This window comes from Nitrospirillum bahiense (assembly GCF_007828025.1).
Taxonomy (GTDB): domain Bacteria; phylum Pseudomonadota; class Alphaproteobacteria; order Azospirillales; family Azospirillaceae; genus Nitrospirillum; species Nitrospirillum amazonense.
Window position 1 is genome coordinate 233,255 of sequence record NZ_VITO01000010.1, and the last position, 18,454, is coordinate 251,708.

Genomic DNA, 18,454 nt, shown 5'->3' on the forward strand with positions numbered 1-18,454 from the left:
TTGCCCAACCGCCCTTCCTTTGAGGACCCGCCCATGCCGCCCGTGAAAAAGAACCCGCTGAACCTGAATGCCCTGCAGCTGAAGACCCTGACCCTGCTTCAGGTCCTGGCTGGGCTTGAGGGTGTGGGCCAGCCGGTGGTCGAGGGCGGCGTGATGGTCGACCGCTTCCCCCACGCGCACGGCAACCACTTCCACCTGGGGCCTTACACCGTGATGTCTGCCGATGCCACCGGCCTGTCCAACGAAGCCGCCTGGGTGGCGCTGGAGCGCAAGGGCCTGATCAAGTCGCAGTTCCCCAACGCCGCCATCGTGACCGAGGCGGGCCTGGCCTACGACACCGGCATCCGTGGCCAGATCCTGCACGGGTCCGACCACTGAGGCCGCTCGAAAGCAAAAAGGGGCGCGCCGGTCCGGCTGGCGCGCCCCTTCTTATTTATACCAACGCTTACAGGCCCAGCAGGCGCTTCTTGGCGGCCGCGTATTCGTCCTTAAGTTTCGCGATCAGGTCGGCGGTGGGCAGGACGTCGCCGATGGCGCCCACGCCCTGGCCCGCGCCCCATATGTCCTTCCATGCCTTGGCGCCCGAGGCGGCCGCGCCGAAGTTCATCTTGCTGCGGTCCACCTGGGGCAGGTTGTCCGGATCCATGCCGGCGGCGACGATGCTGGATTTCAGGTAGTTGCCGGCGACACCGGTGAAGAAGGGCGTGTAGACGATGTCGGACGCGCTGGCCTCCACGATGGCCTGCTTGTAGCCGGCGGCGGCATTGGCCTCGGTCGTGGCGATGAAGCGGGTGCCCATGTAGGCCAGGTCCGCCCCCATGGCCTGGGCCGCCAGGATGGCGTCGCCGGTGGCGATGGCGCCGGACAGGATGATGGGGCCATCGTAGAAGCGCCGCACCTCCCCGACCAGGGCGAAAGGGCTCAGCGCCCCGGCATGGCCACCGGCGCCGGCGGCCACAAGGATCAGCCCGTCCACACCGGCCTCCAGCGCCTTTTCCGCGTGGCGCAAGCTGATCACGTCGTGGAACACCAAGCCGCCGTAGCCATGGACGTGCGGGACGATGTCACCGGGCGCCCGCAGCGAGGTGATGATGATCGGCACCTTGTGGCGCACGCACACCTCCATGTCGTGCTCCAGCCGGTCGTTGGACTGGTGGATGATCTGGTTCACGGCATAGGGCGCGATCTTGGCGTCGGGATTGGCGGCGCGGGCGTCGGCCAGGGTGGTGTCGATCCGCGTCAGCCACTCATCCAGCGCTTCCTTCGGCCGGGCGTTCAGCGCGGGGAAAGACCCGACGATGCCACCCAGGCATTGGGCGATGACCAGATCCGGGTTGGACACGATGAACATGGGCGAGGCGATGACCGGCAGCGCCAGGTTCTGGGCAAGGACGGGCGGCAGGCTCATGGAACGGCGTCTCCCCTAAGTTCTTGGCCGGCATTTCTTGAGCGGCCGCGTAGGGCCGGTCCAGCCTCAATGCCATGGGGTCGGAGGGCCGTCAATGCGGGGGAGGATGCTGCTTTTCCGCCGAAAAGCTTAAAGCCCAGGCGCAGCCCACTGCCGCGCGCCAAGAAATTTTTAACGGCACGGACGCAAGAAAATGGGTGGGGACCGGGGGCAGCCGGTCCCCACCCAAGGAGCCTCAGGCGGGAGGGGAACCACGTGTCTGAGGGCCGGGAGAACTTTAGGGATAATTGCGCGGCACCGGCGCCGGGGGCGGCGCCATGGTGGTGGAATTGGGCGGGGCGACGCTGCCGATCAGGTTGTTGTCGGCGTCGTAAACGGCACCGCCACCGGCCGGATAAAACACCACTTGGCCAGCGGTACGGCCGCGCTCGTCCACCATGCGATAGCTGTGGCTGAGATCCACCCGCTCGGGCCGGGTCGACCCGCAGGCGGCGACGGTGGTCAGGGCGGCGGCGGCCAGCAGGCCGCGCCACAGGAAACGGTGACGATTATTCTTCAAGATTTCCTCCGGTCAGCAAGGGTTTCAACAGCGCCCCCAAGTCTTTTTCACGGATCAGGAAATAAGACTGCAAATCACCAATCACAGGTGGAACGCTAGCATGGGCACCGCCACCTGTCATGAAGCAGTCCGACGTAGGCGGAAAGGTGGGTGAATTCCAGGGCTCTGCTTGCCCATGACGAAAAGGGGTGCCCTAGTACTAAGGCACCCCCATCCGGTCTACGCGGGTTGGTTTAGGAAACTACGGTTCCGGGTTGGGTGCCCCAGGTTCACGCCACCTTGGGCGACAGCAGATCCTCCAGCCCGATGCGGCGGAACATTTCGGCCCGCACCCGGTCGGCGACGCCGTTCACCACCTCCGCCCCGTCCTGCGACGGGTCGATATGGGTGCGGAAGGGGCGCTTGCCATGGGGCAGATCCACCACCCGCACGATGGCCTCGGCCACGCTGGCGGCGTCGGCGTCCGGCGGCTCCAGCGCCGCCAGGCCTTTCAGCGCGCGATCCGGCACATCGGCGTAGGGCCCCTGATTGTATTCGGCGGCGCGGCCCGTGTCGGCGGGGGAGCCCGAATGCGCGAAGTGGTTGGTGCCCTTGGTGAAGGCGCCCGGGACGATGATGGCGGTCTCGATGCCCCAGCGGGTCAGTTCCGAGGCGTAGCTGACGGCCAGGCTGTCCATGGCGGCTTTGGCGGCGAAATAGGGCGCCAGATAGGGCGGAGTACCGCCCCGGGTGCTGCTGCTGGACACCCACACCACCAGGCCCTTGCCCTGGCGCCGCAGGTGCGGCAGCGCCGCGCGGTTCAGCCGCTGGGTGCTCAGCACGTTGATGTCGAACAGTTGGGCGTACTGTTCCGGGGTGAAGGCCTCGGCCGGGCCGAAGGACATGTGGCCGGCGTTGTGCACGATGACGTCAAGGCGGCCGGCCTCATTGATGATCTGGGCGACGGCGGCCTCGACCGAGGCGTCGGACTGCACGTCCATCTCCGCCGTGCGCAGGTCCACGCACTGTTCGGCGGCGTAGGCCTTGGCCTTTTGCACCTGCGGGGCGTTGCGGCCCAGGGTGTCGCGCATGGTGGCGTAGACGGTGTGACCGGCCTGGGCCAGGGCGCGGGCGGCCAGCGCGCCGAACCCGCTGGAGGCGCCGGTGATGACGATGACTTGGCTCATGATCGCATACTCCTCATTCCCTCTGGTGCCGGTTCAGATGATGCCGCCGTTGGCGCGCAGCACCTGGCCATTGATCCAGGCGCCATCCGGGCCGGCCAGGAAGGCTACGGCGGCGGCGATGTCCTCGGGCTGGCCCAGGCGCTCCAGCGGGGCCTGCTTGGCCAGCCGGTCCACCACCTCCTGCGGTTTGCCGTTCAGGAACAGTTCGGTGGCGGTCGGGCCGGGGGCGATGGCGTTGACGGTGATGGACCGGCCGCGCATTTCCCGCGCCATGACCACGGTCAGGGCCTCCACCGCCGCCTTGGTGGCCGCGTACACGCCGTACGTGGGCGGGTACAGCCCGACGATGCTGGAGGAGAAGTTGATGACCCGGCCGCCCTCGCGCAGGCGCTGCGCCGCCTCGCGCAGGGTGTTGAAGGTGCCCCTCAGGTTGACGTCCATCAGCTTGTCGAAGGCGTCGTCGCCCATGTCGGCGATGGCGCCCAGCGGCATGATGCCGGCGTTGTTGACCAGGATGTCGACGCCACCGAACGCGGCCTCCACCCGGTCGAACATGGTCCTCACCGCGGCGGCGTCGGCCACGTCGGCCTGCACGGTCAGGGCGCGGCCGCCGGCGGCCTCGATCTTGGCGGCCACGGCCTCGGCGGCGGTGGCGCTGCCGGCGTAGTTGATGATGACGGTGTGGCCGTCACGGCCCAGCCGCTCGGCGATGGCGGCGCCGATGCCGCGGGACGCACCGGTCACCAGCGCCACCTTGGGCGCGACCTTCTTGCCGTTCGTATTCGTGGTCATGACGTGATCCTTTCCTTCGGTTCAGCCCGCATCGTCGCGGGCCGCTGCAGTCGATGAAGGAAAGGTGCGCTCTGGCTGTTTATGGATAAATGGCGTATGTTTGCCATCATTATCCAAAAATGATCAACAATCAGCCGGCAACCCATGGACCGCTTCGACGCCATGCGCGTCTTCACCCGCATCGTGGAACGGCGCAGCTTCACCGCGGCGGCGGAGGATCTGGGCATGCCCCGGGCGACGGTGACCCACACCCTGCAACAGCTGGAGGGGCGGCTGGGCACGCGGCTGCTGAACCGCACCACGCGGCACGTCAGCCCCACGCTGGATGGCGAGGCCTTCTACCAGCGCTGCCTGCGCCTGCTGGCCGATATGGAGGAGGCGGAGGGCGCCTTCCGCGCCACCGATCCCAAGGGCCTGCTGCGGGTGGATGTGCATGGCAAGCTGGCGCGGCACTTCCTATTCCCCGCCCTGCCGGATTTCCTGGCCCGCCATCCCGGCCTGGAATTGAACATCACCGAAGGCGACCGCTTGGTCGATCTCGTGCGTGAGGGCGTAGACTGCGTGCTGCGCGCGGGGGAGCCGCGCGACAGCGCCCTGATCGCCCGCCGCGTCGGCCTGATGCCCCAGGCCACGGTGGCCAGCCCCGCCTACCTGGAGCGCCACGGCGTGCCCGCCACGCCCGATGACCTGGCCGACGGGCATCAGGCGGTGAACTTCGTCTCATCCACCACCGGCCGGCCCTTCCCCTTCGAATTCATGGTGGGGGAAGAGAAGCGCAGCCTGACCCTACCGGGGCGGGTCAGTGTGGCCAGCGCGGAAAGCTTCACCGAGGTGGCCCGCCTGGGCCTGGGCCTGATCCAGACGCCGCGTTATCACCTGGGGCCGGACCTGGCGTCGGGACGGCTGGTGGAGGTGCTGTCCCTCTATCCACCGCCGCCCATTCCCGTCTCAGTCCTTTATCCCCACAACCGCCAGTTGTCGCCGCGCGTGCGGGTATTCGTCGACTGGGCGGTGGGACTCTTCCGTTAATTCCCTCAGGCGCCGGGCGGCCACATCCGTGGCCTTGGCTTCCTCGCATTTCAGTCCGCTTGACGCTCCCCGAAATGCTGCGGCGGACGCGGTCGCGTCCTTGCGGCATGGATGCCGCTTAAAGGGTAGCGCGGGTCTCGTGCAAATAGGCCCTCACCGTGCGGGCCAGGGCCTCGTCCTGGTTCAGCGGCGGCTGCCAGTCGAAGGCGGCGCGAAAGGCGCTGTCGTCGATCTCCAGCGATCCCGTCAGGCGGTCGGCGATGCCGGACAGGCGGGGAAGGCGGCTGGCCAGGCTCCAGAACGCCGCCGGCAGGGGGACCAGCCACGGCCGCTTGCCGGCGGCGGCGGCCAAGGTGGCCACCAGGCCGCTGGTGGACAGGGCGGGCTGATCGGCGACCAGGAAGGTGCCGGTGATTTCCTCCCGTTCCACCGCTCGGGTGATGGCGTCGGCCAGGGTGTCCAGGCTGACCAGGCTGCGCCGGTTGGCGATGCCGCCCAGGGGCACCACAGGCCAGCGCGTGGCCAGGCGCAGCAAGGCCGCCATGTTGGCCTTCGCCCCCGGCCCATGAACCAAAGGCGGCCGCAGGATCGCCAGCGACAGAGGGCTGTCCGGCGGGCATAGGGTGGTCAGCGCCTCTTCCGCCGCGCGCTTGGACTGGCCATAGGCGTCCTCCGGCAGGGCGGGATCCAGTTCCGTCAGGGGACGGCCGGGGCTGTGATCGCCCTGGGCCTTGACGCTGCTGACATAGACCAGGCGACGCAGCCCCGCCGCCTGCGCCGCCTGGGCCAGGCGCACGGTGGCGGTGACGTTCAGGGCCTGCAACGCGGTTGGCGTGACGTTGCGCTGATGCGCCAGGCCCGCCAGGTGGACCAGGGCCTGCGCCCCCTCCAGCACCGGGGCCCAGTTCACCGGGCCGGCCAGGTCGCCCACGGGTGCCGGGGTCACGCCCGCAGGCAGGCCGCCGCCGGCGTTGCGCACCACCGCGATGATCTCATGCCCGCCGGCCAGCAGCCGGGGCAGCAACGCGCGGCCCACGAACCCGGTGGCCCCGGTCACCACGATCTTGGCCATGTCCGTTTCCTCGTGCCTGCCCTTGCGTTCCGCCTCAATGACACGGACGCGGGCGGCAGGGCAACGGGGGAAACCGCCAAGCTTTACTGATAGTTCCGGATAATGCGATCCAGTGTGCCGTCGCGTCGCAAGCCCTCCAGCGCCGTGCGCAGGCGGGCCACCAGGGCGGGGTCGGTGCCCAGGTTGCAGGCGATGCCCACCGGGGCCACGCTGAAGGTCAGCACCGGCTCGATCGCCACCCCCGCCTGGCGGGCCAGCCAGCGGCCGCTGATGGCGCCGGCGGCGGCCAGGTCGGCGCGCCCGGCGGCCAGCATGGGCATCTGGTTCGCCAGCGACACCTCGGTGATGTCCAGCCCCTGGTCGCGCAGGGTGGTGGCGAGCATGGTGCCCACCGGCACCAGGATGGACAACGGCGTCCCCCGCGCCTGGGCCTCGGCCGCCAGGGTCTTCACCTCGTCCAGGCTGGTCAGGGTGTGGGTGCCGTCGGGATGGGCGCGATCGTAGTGCAGCCAGTCCGCCCGGGCGAACAGGGCGGCGCCGCCTTGCGCGATGGGTGCCACCCACTGGAATTGGGTCTGCCGCTCCGGCGTCTGGTTCACCGCGAACAGGCAGGTTCCCGGCACCTCCTGCACCGTGTGATAGCCGCGGCGCCACGGCATGACCTGCACCTGGTAGGCGATGCCCGCCGCCGTCATGAGCGACGGCAGCAAATCGCCCATGATGCCCGTCAACCGTCCGGTGGCGGGGTCGGTATAGTTCAGCGGCGGGTTTTCCTCGGTGATCAGCGTCAGGGACACCGCCGCCTCTCCCGCCAGGGCCGCCGGCGCCGTTCCCAGCAAGGCGCCCAGGCACAGCGCCGCCAGCCGCACGGGGCGGGGGGCAAGGGGGCAACGGACTGCGGCGGGAGTACTGGACATCGCTTCCTGGCGGCGGCGCTGCGGGGAAGATCCGCGCCGGGAAGGGGCGAACAAGGGGGCCGGGCGGAATAGGGTATTGTCCGCCCGGATTACCTACCAATTCCTTAACGATGGCCCAATTTTCTTAACGATGACGGGGGCGCGACGACCGCCCGCGTCACTGCAGGTTTGCGGCGCTGGCGATCTTATGCCGCACGACGCCGCTGGCCGCGGCCAGGGCCGCTGCGCGCTGCAACAGCCAACCGCGAATTTCCGGCGGCTGGCGGTCCAGGATGGCCTCCACCGCCAGCGCGTCACCCGCCGTCATGTCGGTGGCGGCGTTCAGCAGCAGTTCCGCCAGCGCGCGGCAGTCCGCCGCCTGGCCCGCCGTGCCGGCCTGGAACAGATGGCGCATGCGGGCGGCCGCCCCATCGGGATCCTGGCTGTACAGGGCGCGCGCCGGGTCGGTGATCTGAAGATCGGTATCGGGAATGTCGGGTGGCGTCATCTGGCCGGTTCCTTCGGGGAAGAAGAGGTCGGTCGGGACGTTGCATACCCTAACATCGGCCCCCCGGCGGCGGGAGGCTGCCAAACGGAGAGGGCCGTTCGGGCTAGCCCCCCGCCGGGGCGCGCTACACCGCTGCGGGGTTTTCGATGGGCGTCTCCGCGGGTGCCGCCGCCGGCGGTGTGCGGACCGGCATGGCGATGGCGCGCAGTGACTTCGACGTCAGGCCCAGGGCGACGATGCCCCACAGCGCCAAGCCGCTACCCAGGAACATGACCTGCGGCGGGACGTAGCGCATGAGCCAGCCGCACAGGGCGGACGACAGGGGTGCCAGGCTCATGACGATGAACATGAACAGGCTCATGCCCCGGCCCAGCATGGCGGGCGGTATGCGGCGCTGGATCCAGGTGAAGACGCCGATCTGGATGAAGCCCGCCAGACAGCCGGCGATGGCCATCAGCAATGCCGCTTGCCAGGTGTGCTGGGCCAGGCCCATGGGCATGAACACCAGGGCCACCAGGCTGTCGATCAACAGGATGGTGGCGCCCAGCGTGCGCAGGCGGAAGTTGGGCCGGGCGCCCGACACCGTCATGCCCACCAGGGTGCCCACGCCGTGCAGCCCCATCATCAGCCCGAAGCCGTCGGCGCCGTCCGCCAGCCGGTCGCGGGCGAAGACGGGCAGCACCGCCTGCAAGGGCCCGCCGATGAAGAAGGTGGTGGCCGAGAAATACAGGCACAGGGCCCTGAGCTCCGGATCCCGCCAGAAATGGAGGATGCCATCGCCGATGGAGCGGAAGACGGCGCCCAGGCTTTCACCCTTCCGCGCCGGGCCGTCACCCGGCAGGGTCAGCATGCGCACCTGGTACAAGGTCAGGGCGGAGATGACGAAGGTGGCGCAATCCACCAGGAAGGCGGCGCTCAGGCCGGCTAGGTCGCTCGGCGCCCCCGACGCGGCGGCCTTGCCGCTGCCGCCCACCACGGCGATCAGGCCGCCGGCCATGAGCGGGCCCAGCAGCAAGGTGGCCTGGCGCAGGCCCATCATCATGCCGTTGGCGGCCTGCAGCTGGTCGCCCGGGACCACGCGGGGCAGGATGGTGGTGCCGGCTGGGATGCTGAAGGCGCTGGCCAGGCCGATGCCGAAAGCCACCCCGCACAGCGCGGGAATGGTCAGGGTGCCGGTCAGCACCCCGACGCCCAATCCGCCCAGCAGGACGGCGTTCACGTACTTGGTCAGCAGCAGCACGCTGCGCGCGGGATAGCGGTCCACCAGCGCCCCACCCACCAGCAGGAACACGGCGCGCGGCAGGCTGATCAGGCCCAGCACCAGGCCCATGGCCAGGGTGTCGTTGGTCACGGCCAGCACCAGCCACGGCATGGCCAGCAGGCTGAACTGGTCGCCCAGCATGGAAATGACGCCGCCACCCAACAGCCACAGGAAATTGCGGTTGCGCATCAGGGGATTGGGCGGACGCTTCGGCTTTGTCTTGGCGGACATGGGCTTGCCTCAGGACAACGGGGGTTTGGCGGTTTTGGCCGCTCGGGGACGTCTGGTCTTGGCCGCCGGTGGCGGGGGTACCGGCGGCGGGGGTACTAGTGGTGGCCCCTGGGCGTATTCCGGGGGCAGGGGCGGCTGGCCCGCCGGAAATAGTCCCATCAGGCGCGCCCGGTCATAGTCGGGCGGACGGATGTCGCCCGCCTCGATGGTTTCCACCAGCCTGGCCAGCCATGCGTTCTCCGTTTCCAGGTGGGCAAGGCCGTTTTCCAGGATGGCCCGCATGCCGGTGGATTGGACGGGCGCCAGATAGTCCGCCAAGGCCTTCAGGGGTCGGTGATAGTCCCGCTGCACCGCCAGGCGGTGGCGCAGCGCGTCCGCCACCGCATCGGGATCGGCGTGGTGCAGGAACATCAGCGCGGGATAGAGCGGGTGATAGCGGGGCGAGACGTCGGCCAGCCGTTCCGCCATCAGGGCGTGGAACCGGGCGCGGCCGGCGGGCGTCAGGCCATAGGTGGTGCGCTCGCCCCCACGGGCCACCGCCTCCACGCCCTTGGCCTCGATCAGGCCGTCGCGCGCCAGGCTGCGCACGGCGTAGTACAGCGTGCCCACGTCCACGTCGATGTAATGGTCGACATGGGCCGCCGTCAGCCGCCGCTTGATTTCATAGGGGTGCAGGTCGCCGCCCTGCAGCACGCCCAGGATGAGGAGTTCCGCTTTCATAGTTTAAACAAACTAATATAGTTGGATTAAACTATCAATCGGCTTTTTACCCGGGTTTTATGACCGTGTCGGTTTTCCGTTCGGCCCCGCGCATGCCCCTTGCGGGCGGGCGCCGCCCGCGATTCAATGCGCACCCATGAACCGCCTCACCCTCCGCATTGATTTCGGTGACCAGGGCGCCGTGGGCCCCGGCAAGATTCGTCTGCTGGAAGCCATCGCCGAGCACCACTCCATCTCCGCCGCCGGGCGGGCCATGGGCATGTCCTACCGCCGCGCCTGGCAGCTGGTGGACGCCCTGAACCAAACCTTCGCCCAGCCCTCGGTCACCACCCAGGTGGGCGGCGGCGGGGGCGGCGGCGCCGCCCTGACTGAGTTCGGGCAAGAGCTGGTGGCGGCCTATCGCGCCATGGAAAAGGCGGCGGCCGAGGCCACGGCCGACATCCGCGCCGGCTTGGCCGGCCGCCTGCGGCCACCCGGCGCCTAAGGTCACAAGCGGCCGGCTGGACAACGTTGTCAGAAGACGCCGCGCGGCCCTCGTGCTATCCCTCCCACCATAAGAATTGGCAGGAGGTACACCCATGCGTTTCGCCGGCTTCGCGACGTTCGTCGCCGCCATGGCCACGGCCGTCATCGCCCATGCGGACGACAATGATCATTTCCGCAGCCGCATCACCCTGTTCGACGTCGCCAGCGGCAAGACCACGGTGCTGTTCACCGACGATACGGTATGGGAAGCGCCGAACTGGGCGCCGGATGGCCAGTCGCTGCTGGCCAACAGCCAGGGCGTCCTCTACCGCATCCCGGTGGCAGGGCCGGATGCCGGCCATCCGAAGGCCATCCCCATGGGCGACCTGCGCTGCAACAACGACAAGGCCTATACCCGCATTGGGGACAAGATCGCCGCATCCTGCGGGGTGGGCTCCATGCGCGACAGCTTCGTCTATGTCGTGGGCAAGGACGGCGTGGCCAGGACCGAGGACGCGCGGCGCATGACGCCCGCGACGCCCAGCTATTTCCACGGCTGGTCGCCGGACGGCCAGTGGCTGTCCTTCGTCGCCAAGCGCAACGGTGCCCAGACCTACAACCTTTACCGCGTTCCGGTGGACGGCCCGGTGGATGGCAGCGCCGAACAGCGCCTGACCAACATCGCGGCCAGCGACGACGGCCCGGACTACAGCCCCGACGGGCGCTGGATCTACATCAACTCGGACCGGCAGGGGGGCTGGGACATCTGGCGTTTGCCGGCCGATGGCGCCGGCCCCAACGAGTCACGCGCCCAGCGGGTGACGCACGACGCGCTGGAGGATTGGTTCCCCCACCCCTCGCCGGATGGGCGCAAGCTGCTGATGCTGTCCTTCCCCGCCGGCACCAAGACGCATGATGGCCGCATTCCCGGCGTGCAGCTGCGCCTCATGGACCTACCGGGCGACGGGACGCCCAAGGCCGACGCCCCCATCCGCAGCCTGCTGACCTTTTTCGGCGGCCAGGGCTCCCTGAACGTCAATTCCTGGTCGCCGGACAGCCAGCGCTTCGCCTTTGTCAGCTACGAACCGCTGCCCTAACTTCCCAAGGCCACGGCCTTGACGATGGCCCACAGGGGCTGACCCGGCGCGATACCCAGCGTGTCGGCGCTGGTACGGGTGACGCGGGCCAGCACGGGGGCGCCCACGCATTCCAGGCGCACTACCCGGCTGCCGTCCGCGTCCTCTCGCACGTCGGCGACGATGCCGGGCAGGATGTTCAGGGCCGATAGACCCTGCGGCGCCCTGTCGGACAGCAGCACGTCGCGGGCGGGGATGCGCAGGCGCGTGCGGGCGCCCAGCGCCAGGTGGGGCGGCAGGTGGGGCACCAGGATGCGGCCGGCGGGGGTGTCCAACTGGAACAGTCCGTCGGCGGTACGTCCCTCCACCACGGCGTCCAGCAGCGACCCCGCCTCCGCCCCGCCGGTCAGGTCCATCAGGTCGGGGCGGGACCATAGGGTGCCGGGGGCGCCCACGGCGCGCACCCGCCCCTGGTCTACCATCACCACCGTGGTGGCCAAGCGCGCCACCTCCGCCACCGCGTGGGTGACGTACAGGATGGGCAGGCCGGCGTGGTCGCGCAGCCGTTCCAGATAGGGCAGGATCTCGGCCTTGCGCGCCTCATCCAATGCGGCGAGCGGTTCGTCCATCAGCAGGATGCGCGGTGCGGCCAGCAGGGCGCGGCCCAGGGCCACGCGCGCCTTTTCCCCGCCCGACAGGCCGGCCGGGCGGCGGCCTAGCAAGGGGCCGATGCCCAGCAGGTCGGTCACCGAGTCCAGCGTTGGCGCCTCCGCCGCCACATGGCGGCGGGCGAACCAGCGGCCATACAGCAGGTTCTGCCGCACCGTCAGGTGGGGCAGCAGCCGCGCCTCCTGGAAGACATAGCCGACGCGGCGGCGATGGGGGGGCAGCCACAGGCCGGCCGCGGTGTCCACCAGCGGCACGCCATCCACGGCGATGCGGCCCCGGTCCGGGCGCTTCAGCCCCGCCACCAGGTCGATCAGGGTGCTCTTGCCTGAGCCTGACTGGCCGAACAGCACGGTCAGGCCCCGGCCGGCCGTCACTTGCGCCACCAGGTCGAAAGCGCCTTGGCGCAGGGTTACATCAAGGTCAAGGGCGGGCCGCGCGCTCATTCACGCCACCCCGCTGATGCGCCGGCTGACGCTGCGCGCCAGCGCTTCCGACAGCAGCAATGCCATCAGCGACAGCACCACCGAGACCGCCACCAGGCGCAGGGCGCCGGCGTCGCCGCCGGGCGACTGGGTATAGGCGTAAATGGCGCCCGACAGGGTCTGGGTGCGGCCGGGGATATTGGAGACGAAGGTGATGGTGGCGCCGAATTCGCCCAGCGCCTTGGCGAAGGCCAGCACCGCGCCGGCCAGCACGCCGGGCAGCATCAGGGGCAGGGTCACCGTGGCGAATACCCACAGCGGTGGCGCGCCCAGGGTGCCGGCCGCCTGCTCCAGCCTGGTGTCCACCGCCTCGATGGACAGGCGGATGGCCCGCACCATCAGGGGAAAGCCCATGACGCCGGCGGCCAGCGCCGCGCCCGTCCAATTGAAGGCGAAGACGATGCCGATGCTGGCCAGGGGCTTGCCCACCCAGCCCTGGCGCCCCATCAGCAGCAACAGGGCATAGCCCGTCACCACGGGTGGCAGGATCAGGGGCAGATGGACGATGCCATTCAACAGGTCCCGCCCCCAGAACCGGCCGCGGGCCAGCGCCAGGGCCACGGCGATGCCGGGGGGCAGCGACGCCAAGGTGGCCCAGATGGCCACCTTCAGGCTGAGATGGATGGCCGCCACCTCATCCGGACCAAAACCGAAATCGTTCATGAGGGCCGAGCGGTCAGGAAGGAATCACTTCGCCGACAGTACGGTGAAACCCTGCGCCTCGAACAGGGGGCGCGCCTTGGGGCCGGCCAGGAAATCCAGGAAGGCCCCCGCCTGGGCGTTGGTGGCCTCCTTGGCCAGGGCGATGGGATAGAAGATGGGCGCGTGGCTGTCGGCGGGGAAGGTGGCGACGATGCGCACGCCCGGTTCCGCCACCGCGTCGGTCTTGTACACGATGCCCAGCGGCGCTTCCCCTCGGGCCACCAGCGCCAGGGCGGCGCGCACATTCTCCGCCGGGGCCAGGCGGTCCTGCACCTTGTCCCAGGCGCCCAGCTTTTGCAGGGCGGCCTTGGCGTACTTGCCGGCGGGCACGGCGGCCGGGTCGCCCACCGCCAGGCGGCCCCCCTTCTGCGCGGCATCCAGCGCCTGGTCCAGGGCGAAGCCGGGCTTGATCTCGATGGTGGTCTTGGCATCGGTGGGGGCCACCAGCACCAGGTCGTTGCCCAGCAGGTCCCGCCGGGTGGGCGGCTGGATCAGCCCTTTGCCCGCCAGATAGTCCATCCAGTCCTCATCGGCCGAGATGAACACGTCGGCGGGCGCGCCGGCCTCGATCTGCTTGGCCAGCGCGGAACTGGCGGCGTAGGTGATGGTGGCCTTGGCCCCGCCGCCGGCGACGAAAGCCGCGTTGGCGTTGTCCAGCGCGTTCTTCAGGCTGGCGGCGGCGAACACCAGGGGGCCGGCGCCCTGCGCCAGGGAGGGGGCAGGGCCCAGGCCTGTCACCACCACCAGGGCGCCGGCCATCGTCAGCCGGCCCAGCCTCCGCCGGCTCCACATTTCACGCATTGTCTTGCCCCCTCGCGTTGCAATCACACGCTATATCCTGATGAATATAGCGTGTGATTGGGGCCGTCGCCACGCGTATCCGCCGCCCGGATCGATCATTTCATCGCGGTGCTGCGAACGACTGCCTTCCGCAACGGCGGACAGGCCAAAGGCAGTCGCGGAATTTGCAGGCGGACCGCATGCCCTCTTACCGCTGGCGACGGGCCAGGGGCGGCATCACCCTGGCTTCCGACCAATCCGCGGGGGCTTCGCCCTGCGCCTGTTCAAGCCTTGGGGATCATCGCCATGACCAGCATCTCATCCGGCACCAACATGACCGTCTCGCTCAGCTCCCTGCTGCAGGGCGGTGGGGCCGCGTCCGGCAGCGCGTCGTCTTCGGCGTCATCCTCGTCCGCCGCGTCGTCGGACAGCAGCGGCTCGGCCGGGGGCGCCAGCGGCAGCTCCTCGACCAAGACGGTGACCAGCACGGTCACCACCACGGCGCCGGATGGATCGACCACCACCACCGTCACCTATTCCGACGGTTCCACCACCACGACCACCACGCCGGCCACCCAGGCGGCCAGCGGCAGCGGGTCGTCGGCAAAGGGCGGTTCGGGGACGGGTGACAGCGATGCCAGCGGCGCCAGCAACGGTGGCGGCCAGGGCGGGCAGATCAGCGCCGTCAACATGCTGGTGTAATCAAATTACCTTGCGCACAATATAATTCATCCTGTAGCCTTGGGAACGATCGGGAATCCCCTGGGCACCGGACCCTTGGGCCTTCCCGCCAGGACGGAACGGGGGGAAGGCCATGGCCACGGTTTACGACTACACGGTGCGGGACGCGGCTGGCGGCCCGGTGGACATGGCGGCCTATAAGGGCAAGGTCGTGCTGGTGGTCAACGTCGCCAGCAAGTGCGGCTTCACCCCGCAGTACAAGGGGCTGGAGGCCCTGTACCGCAAGTACAAGGACCAGGGGCTGGTCATCCTGGGCTTCCCCTGCAACCAGTTCGGCCAGCAGGAACCGGGCGACGCCCAGGAAATCCAGAACTTCTGCTCCTTGACCTACGACGTCACCTTCCCCGTCTTGGCCAAGGTCGAGGTCAACGGCGACAAGGCCGAGCCGTTGTATGAGCATCTGAAGGGTCGCGCCCGCGGCTTCCTGGGCAGCAAGTCCATCAAGTGGAACTTCACCAAGTTCCTGGTGGGCAAGGATGGCAAGGTGAAGCGGTACCCGCCGGTGGCCAAGCCCGAGAAGCTGGAAAAGGCCATCCAGGCCGCGCTGGCCGCCTGACAGGCCCAAGGCGGGGGCGTCCGCTGGTTTGGCCTCGGCCCGCGCCCTGCCGCGCCCGCGGTCACCGGTCGCCCTTTGGCCAGGATGGTGGCCGGTGGCGTCAGCCTCGGTATTCTTCGGCCAGCAGGCCCATGACCAGGCTGTCGTGCCATTGGCCCAGCAGGGAATAGGTTTGCCGCTCCCGTCCCTCGATCTGGAATCCCAGTTTTTCATAGCAATGGACGGCGCGGGTGTTGATGGCCAGCACGCGCAGGCCGATGCGGTGCAGACCCAGGGGACCGAAGGCGTAGGGGAACAGCAGGCGCATCGCGCGCATGCCCAGCCCCCGGTCCAGCACCGCCGGGTCCAGCAGGCCGATGCCCAGGCTGGCGGTGCGCAGGCCCGGCGCCAGCGCGTCGTTCACCCCGCCCAGGCGCACGCTGCCCACCATGCGGTCGGGCAGAGGGCCGTCCGCCCCCTGCGCCCCCGGCTCCGGCAGGGCGATGGCCCAGCTGTAGGGGAACTTCAGTTGGTCGGCCATCCACAAATCGGCGTCGGCTTGGGTGTAGCCTGCCGGCGCGCCGCTGCCGTCCCAGCCCATCAGGTGGTGGATTTCCGGATCGCGCCCCAGGGCCAGGCGGGCTACGACATCATCCAGGCGTAAGGGCCGCAGAATGACGCCGCCGTCGCCCAGGGTGGGCACGATCATCGGGGCGGGTATCGCGTCCGCATCCGCCATGAAGGCATCCTTCCGTCACCAAGTCCCGCGTCCACCTTCCACGAAGGGACGCGGGCCTGGCAAGGCATCAGGCGGAATAGGACGGCGATATGGGGCCGTCAGGACTCGATCTTGATCTGGTCCGGGTCGGACACCACGATATGGGTCTGGTAATAGGACTGGCCGGTGCGCTCGCCGCTCTGGTTCAGGTACCAGATGGTGACGCGTCGCGCCTCACCCAGCACCGTGACGCGATGGCCCTTGAAATGGGCGTCGGCATCCTCGCCGTAGGCCTGTTTGAAGGCGGGCAGGGCGCTGGGCAGGATCTCGATCGTCAAGGTGTGCGGGTCGCGATAGTCCTCCTGCGAATTCAGGAAGATGCGGCCGTTCTGCCTGCCGGTCGCGACCACGTCCATGACATAGGTGTCGGAATAGACGTCCGGCGCCACGGCGGCGGCGTAGTGGATGGCGTCCTCAGGCGTCAGCGGCTGGGTGGCGCAGCCGGCGGCGAGAAGCGTGGAACCGAGAAGCAGCAGCGCGGCGGTCTTCATGGCGATGTCCCTGGCAAGATTAGGCGCGCCGGCAGGATACCCCAGGCCGGCGCCCTCCTTCAATTTCACGGCGACCCTGCGGCGTTTATGCAACCGGGCCGGCGGCGCTGTCAGGCCGCCGGCGCCAGCAGCCACAGCAGGAACAGCACCAAAGGTAGGTGGAACAGCAGCTGGGTAAAGCTGAAGCCCACAATATCCTTGGCCTTCAGGCCCAGCACGCCCAGCAGCGGCAGCATCCAGAAGGGGTTGATCAGGTTGGGCAGGGCCTCGGCCGCGTTGTAGACCTGCACCGCCCAGCCCTTGTGGGCGTTCACGTCGATGGCGGCCTGCATGACGTAGGGCGCCTCGATGATCCACTTGCCGCCGCCCGAGGGCACCAGGAAGCCCAGGATGGCGGAATAGATGCCGATGACGACGGGGAAGGTGCCGCCGCTGGCCAGGCTGACGAACAGATGCGCCAGATGGTGGGAGATGGACTGCCCGTCCGACCCCGGCACCTGGGTCAGCAACTGGGCGATGGCGCCATAGAAGGGGAACTGGATCAGCACGCCGGCGGTGCTGGGCACCGCCTTGGACACGGCGGTCAGGAAGCTGCGCAGCCGCCCGTGCAGCAGCAGGCCCAGCATGATGAAGAAGAAGTTGTAGGTGTTGAGGTTGGAGATGACGCCGAGGGCCGGCTTGTTCTGGAACTCATGCACCAGGAAACCGGCGCCCAGCGCCACGATGACCAGCGGCAGGATGGGCGTCAGCTCCAGCCAATCGCCCGGCCGGGTGGCGCCTCCTTTTTCGGCGGCGGCCTCCGTCACGTCCACGCCCAGGTCGGCGGCGGTGCGGGCCTGCGCGTCGCCGGGGGCGGAATAATAGGCGATGGCGACGGACACCAGCAGAATCACCAGGCCCATGACCATGGACTGCCACAGAAAGATGGTCTGGCTCAGGGGGATGATGCCGGTGATGTCTGCCACCGCCTTGGGCAGGCTGGCCGGGTTAGCCTGCAGCATGGCGGCCGAGGAGCTGAGGCCCAGGGCCCAGGTGGCGCCCAGGCCCAGGTAGGCGGCCGCCCCCGCCGCGCGGTAATCCACGCGGATGTCCTGGCGCCGGGCCAGCGCCCGCACCAGCAGGGCGCCCAGCACGAGGCTGAGGGCGTAGTTGAGGTAGGAGGCCGCCATACTGACGAAGGCGGTGAAGGCGACCGCCCCCCGGCCGGTGGCCGGCACCCGCGCCAGCCATTCGATCAGCCGCAGTACGGGCGGTGAACTGGCCACGACATAGCCGGTGATCACCACCATGGACATTTGGATGGTGAAGGGGATCAGGGACCAGAAGCCGTCGCCCACGCCAGCGGCGACGGCACCCACCGGCGCGCCCGTTGCCAGGTTGCCGGCGGCGACGATGATGACCCCCAGGACGACGAAAACGAAGGCGTCGGGGAACCATTTCTCCGCCCAGCGGGTGAAGGCGACGGCGCAACGCGCCAGCACCCCCTCGTCGCCCGCCCCGGCGTCACCTGCCGTCTTACCGGCCATCTTGTTGATTGCCATTCACGTTTCCTCCACGCGGGTCCTCCCCCGCCGCCATTAACCTTAGCGGCGGGGGCGGGGAAAACCAGCGGGAAGGTGGGGTGTCACGGCGGTCATATCCCTTCATCCGGCGTCTTGAACACCCGGGTGCCGCAGATGCGGTCGTGGCCGGCGGTTTTTTGGTCGGTGAAGGCCACCATCAGGTAGTTGACCAGCAGGGCCACGCAGACGACTAGTGCCACCGCCAGGTACAACAGCGGTGCTGTCTTGGCCTGGGATTGCATCAGCAGCAGCGGCAGGGTCAGCAGTTCCTGCACGCCGATGCGGGCGAAGGCAAGGCCGGGACCGACGCGCCTGCCATCCGGCCGGGCCACGACCAGGGTCATGAAGCGCTTGCCCGGCGTCGCCCGCATGCCGCTGGCGACGAACAGCGTGTGGTAGGTGAGGTACAGCGCGATGTTCACCACCGTTGCCGTGCCTAGCAGGCTGTTGAAAAAGCCTGTGGCTGCCTGAGTTTCAGCATGATTCACTGTTGGCCTTGGAACGGAGCCGAGGGCGGCATGCGGGGATCGG

General features: G+C 69.0%; 23 protein-coding genes. 6 read left to right on the forward strand and 17 right to left on the reverse strand.

The window, feature by feature from the left end; translation table 11 throughout:
• Nucleotides 1–33 precede the first annotated feature (33 nt).
• Complete coding sequence (locus tag FBZ88_RS16550) at nt 34–378, forward strand: hypothetical protein (protein ID WP_004272344.1); 345 nt, start codon at nt 34–36, stop codon at nt 376–378.
• A gap of 67 nt (nt 379–445) precedes the next feature.
• On the opposite strand, the gene FBZ88_RS16555 is transcribed toward FBZ88_RS16550, so the two are convergent.
• From FBZ88_RS16555 to FBZ88_RS16570, 5 genes are all read right to left on the reverse strand, one after another.
• Complete coding sequence (locus FBZ88_RS16555) at nt 446–1,408, reverse strand: NAD(P)H-dependent flavin oxidoreductase (protein ID WP_145618305.1); 963 nt, start codon at nt 1,406–1,408, stop codon at nt 446–448.
• A 277-nt stretch (nt 1,409–1,685) separates the two neighbouring features.
• Complete coding sequence (locus tag FBZ88_RS16560; RefSeq protein ID WP_145618306.1) at nt 1,686–1,967, reverse strand: hypothetical protein; 282 nt, start codon at nt 1,965–1,967, stop codon at nt 1,686–1,688.
• Nucleotides 1,957–2,088, reverse strand: coding sequence for a hypothetical protein (locus FBZ88_RS31360; RefSeq protein ID WP_281290142.1), 132 nt, complete (start codon nt 2,086–2,088; stop codon nt 1,957–1,959). Before FBZ88_RS31360 ends, FBZ88_RS16560 begins: the two co-directional genes overlap by 11 nt.
• 148 nt (nt 2,089–2,236) lie before the next feature.
• Nucleotides 2,237–3,133: an SDR family oxidoreductase gene (locus FBZ88_RS16565; RefSeq protein ID WP_211102691.1), complete on the reverse strand. Its 897-nt coding sequence runs from the start codon at nt 3,131–3,133 to the stop codon at nt 2,237–2,239.
• 33 nt (nt 3,134–3,166) lie between these two features.
• Nucleotides 3,167–3,925 (reverse strand): SDR family oxidoreductase, encoded by a 759-nt coding sequence (locus FBZ88_RS16570; RefSeq protein WP_145618308.1) that lies wholly within the window; start codon nt 3,923–3,925, stop codon nt 3,167–3,169.
• A 144-nt stretch (nt 3,926–4,069) separates the two neighbouring features.
• On the opposite strand from FBZ88_RS16570, the gene FBZ88_RS16575 reads away from it, so the two are divergent.
• Entirely contained in the window at nt 4,070–4,954 is an 885-nt protein-coding gene (locus FBZ88_RS16575) for a LysR family transcriptional regulator (RefSeq protein ID WP_145618309.1), read from the forward strand.
• 118 nt (nt 4,955–5,072) lie between these two features.
• Here the strand turns inward: FBZ88_RS16575 and FBZ88_RS16580 are convergent, their stop codons facing one another.
• From FBZ88_RS16580 to FBZ88_RS16600, 5 genes are all read right to left on the reverse strand, one after another.
• Nucleotides 5,073–6,026 (reverse strand): NAD-dependent epimerase/dehydratase family protein, encoded by a 954-nt coding sequence (locus FBZ88_RS16580; RefSeq protein WP_145618310.1) that lies wholly within the window; start codon nt 6,024–6,026, stop codon nt 5,073–5,075.
• 83 nt (nt 6,027–6,109) lie between these two features.
• Nucleotides 6,110–6,943: a substrate-binding periplasmic protein gene (locus FBZ88_RS16585; protein WP_145618311.1), complete on the reverse strand. Its 834-nt coding sequence runs from the start codon at nt 6,941–6,943 to the stop codon at nt 6,110–6,112.
• 157 nt (nt 6,944–7,100) lie between these two features.
• On the reverse strand, nt 7,101–7,430 hold the full coding sequence (locus tag FBZ88_RS16590; protein WP_145618312.1) for a hypothetical protein: 330 nt from the start codon (nt 7,428–7,430) through the stop codon (nt 7,101–7,103).
• A gap of 124 nt (nt 7,431–7,554) precedes the next feature.
• Complete coding sequence (locus FBZ88_RS16595; protein WP_145618313.1) at nt 7,555–8,922, reverse strand: MFS transporter; 1,368 nt, start codon at nt 8,920–8,922, stop codon at nt 7,555–7,557.
• A 9-nt stretch (nt 8,923–8,931) separates the two neighbouring features.
• A complete protein-coding gene (locus FBZ88_RS16600; RefSeq protein WP_145618314.1) occupies nt 8,932–9,642 on the reverse strand; it encodes a PadR family transcriptional regulator in 711 nt (236 codons plus the stop codon).
• A gap of 136 nt (nt 9,643–9,778) precedes the next feature.
• Here FBZ88_RS16600 and FBZ88_RS16605 point away from each other — a divergent pair, with 136 nt between their 5' ends.
• Together FBZ88_RS16605 and FBZ88_RS16610 are read left to right on the forward strand one after the other, a co-directional pair.
• Complete coding sequence (locus tag FBZ88_RS16605; protein ID WP_088873873.1) at nt 9,779–10,126, forward strand: winged helix-turn-helix domain-containing protein; 348 nt, start codon at nt 9,779–9,781, stop codon at nt 10,124–10,126.
• A 94-nt stretch (nt 10,127–10,220) separates the two neighbouring features.
• The gene (locus FBZ88_RS16610) at nt 10,221–11,204 is read left to right on the forward strand and encodes a TolB family protein (protein ID WP_145618315.1); all 984 of its coding nucleotides are present in this window, start codon (nt 10,221–10,223) and stop codon (nt 11,202–11,204) included.
• Here the strand turns inward: FBZ88_RS16610 and modC are convergent.
• Genes modC through modA form a run of 3 tightly spaced genes read right to left on the reverse strand, consistent with a single transcriptional unit; the run spans nt 11,201 to nt 13,837 of the window.
• Nucleotides 11,201–12,295 (reverse strand): molybdenum ABC transporter ATP-binding protein, encoded by a 1,095-nt coding sequence (gene modC, locus FBZ88_RS16615; RefSeq protein WP_145618316.1) that lies wholly within the window; start codon nt 12,293–12,295, stop codon nt 11,201–11,203. The two genes, FBZ88_RS16610 and modC, sit on opposite strands and share 4 nt — an antisense overlap.
• The gene (modB, locus tag FBZ88_RS16620; RefSeq protein ID WP_145618317.1) at nt 12,296–12,997 is read right to left on the reverse strand and encodes a molybdate ABC transporter permease subunit; all 702 of its coding nucleotides are present in this window, start codon (nt 12,995–12,997) and stop codon (nt 12,296–12,298) included.
• Between the two features lie 24 nt (nt 12,998–13,021).
• Entirely contained in the window at nt 13,022–13,837 is an 816-nt protein-coding gene (modA, locus tag FBZ88_RS16625) for a molybdate ABC transporter substrate-binding protein (protein WP_246138700.1), read from the reverse strand.
• Between the two features lie 285 nt (nt 13,838–14,122).
• Here modA and FBZ88_RS16630 point away from each other — a divergent pair, with 285 nt between their 5' ends.
• Together FBZ88_RS16630 and FBZ88_RS16635 are read left to right on the forward strand one after the other, a co-directional pair.
• Nucleotides 14,123–14,518 carry a hypothetical protein gene (locus FBZ88_RS16630; protein WP_145618318.1) on the forward strand — a complete coding sequence of 132 codons (396 nt, stop codon included), beginning with the start codon at nt 14,123–14,125 and terminating at the stop codon, nt 14,516–14,518.
• A 112-nt stretch (nt 14,519–14,630) separates the two neighbouring features.
• The gene (locus FBZ88_RS16635) at nt 14,631–15,113 is read left to right on the forward strand and encodes a glutathione peroxidase (RefSeq protein WP_145618319.1); all 483 of its coding nucleotides are present in this window, start codon (nt 14,631–14,633) and stop codon (nt 15,111–15,113) included.
• A 100-nt stretch (nt 15,114–15,213) separates the two neighbouring features.
• Here FBZ88_RS16635 and FBZ88_RS16640 read toward each other — a convergent pair whose 3' ends face one another.
• The 4 genes from FBZ88_RS16640 to FBZ88_RS16655 all read right to left on the reverse strand — a co-directional run bounded on the left by FBZ88_RS16640 (nt 15,214) and on the right by FBZ88_RS16655 (nt 18,411).
• Nucleotides 15,214–15,831 carry a GNAT family N-acetyltransferase gene (locus tag FBZ88_RS16640; protein ID WP_145618320.1) on the reverse strand — a complete coding sequence of 206 codons (618 nt, stop codon included), beginning with the start codon at nt 15,829–15,831 and terminating at the stop codon, nt 15,214–15,216.
• A 98-nt stretch (nt 15,832–15,929) separates the two neighbouring features.
• Nucleotides 15,930–16,361: a hypothetical protein gene (locus tag FBZ88_RS16645; protein WP_145618321.1), complete on the reverse strand. Its 432-nt coding sequence runs from the start codon at nt 16,359–16,361 to the stop codon at nt 15,930–15,932.
• Between the two features lie 110 nt (nt 16,362–16,471).
• Nucleotides 16,472–17,902, reverse strand: a complete 1,431-nt coding sequence (locus FBZ88_RS16650) for a short-chain fatty acid transporter (protein WP_145618322.1) — start codon at nt 17,900–17,902, stop codon at nt 16,472–16,474.
• Nucleotides 17,903–17,994: 92 nt separating this feature from the next.
• On the reverse strand, nt 17,995–18,411 hold the full coding sequence (locus FBZ88_RS16655; protein WP_145618323.1) for an RDD family protein: 417 nt from the start codon (nt 18,409–18,411) through the stop codon (nt 17,995–17,997).
• Nucleotides 18,412–18,454: the final 43 nt, after the last annotated feature.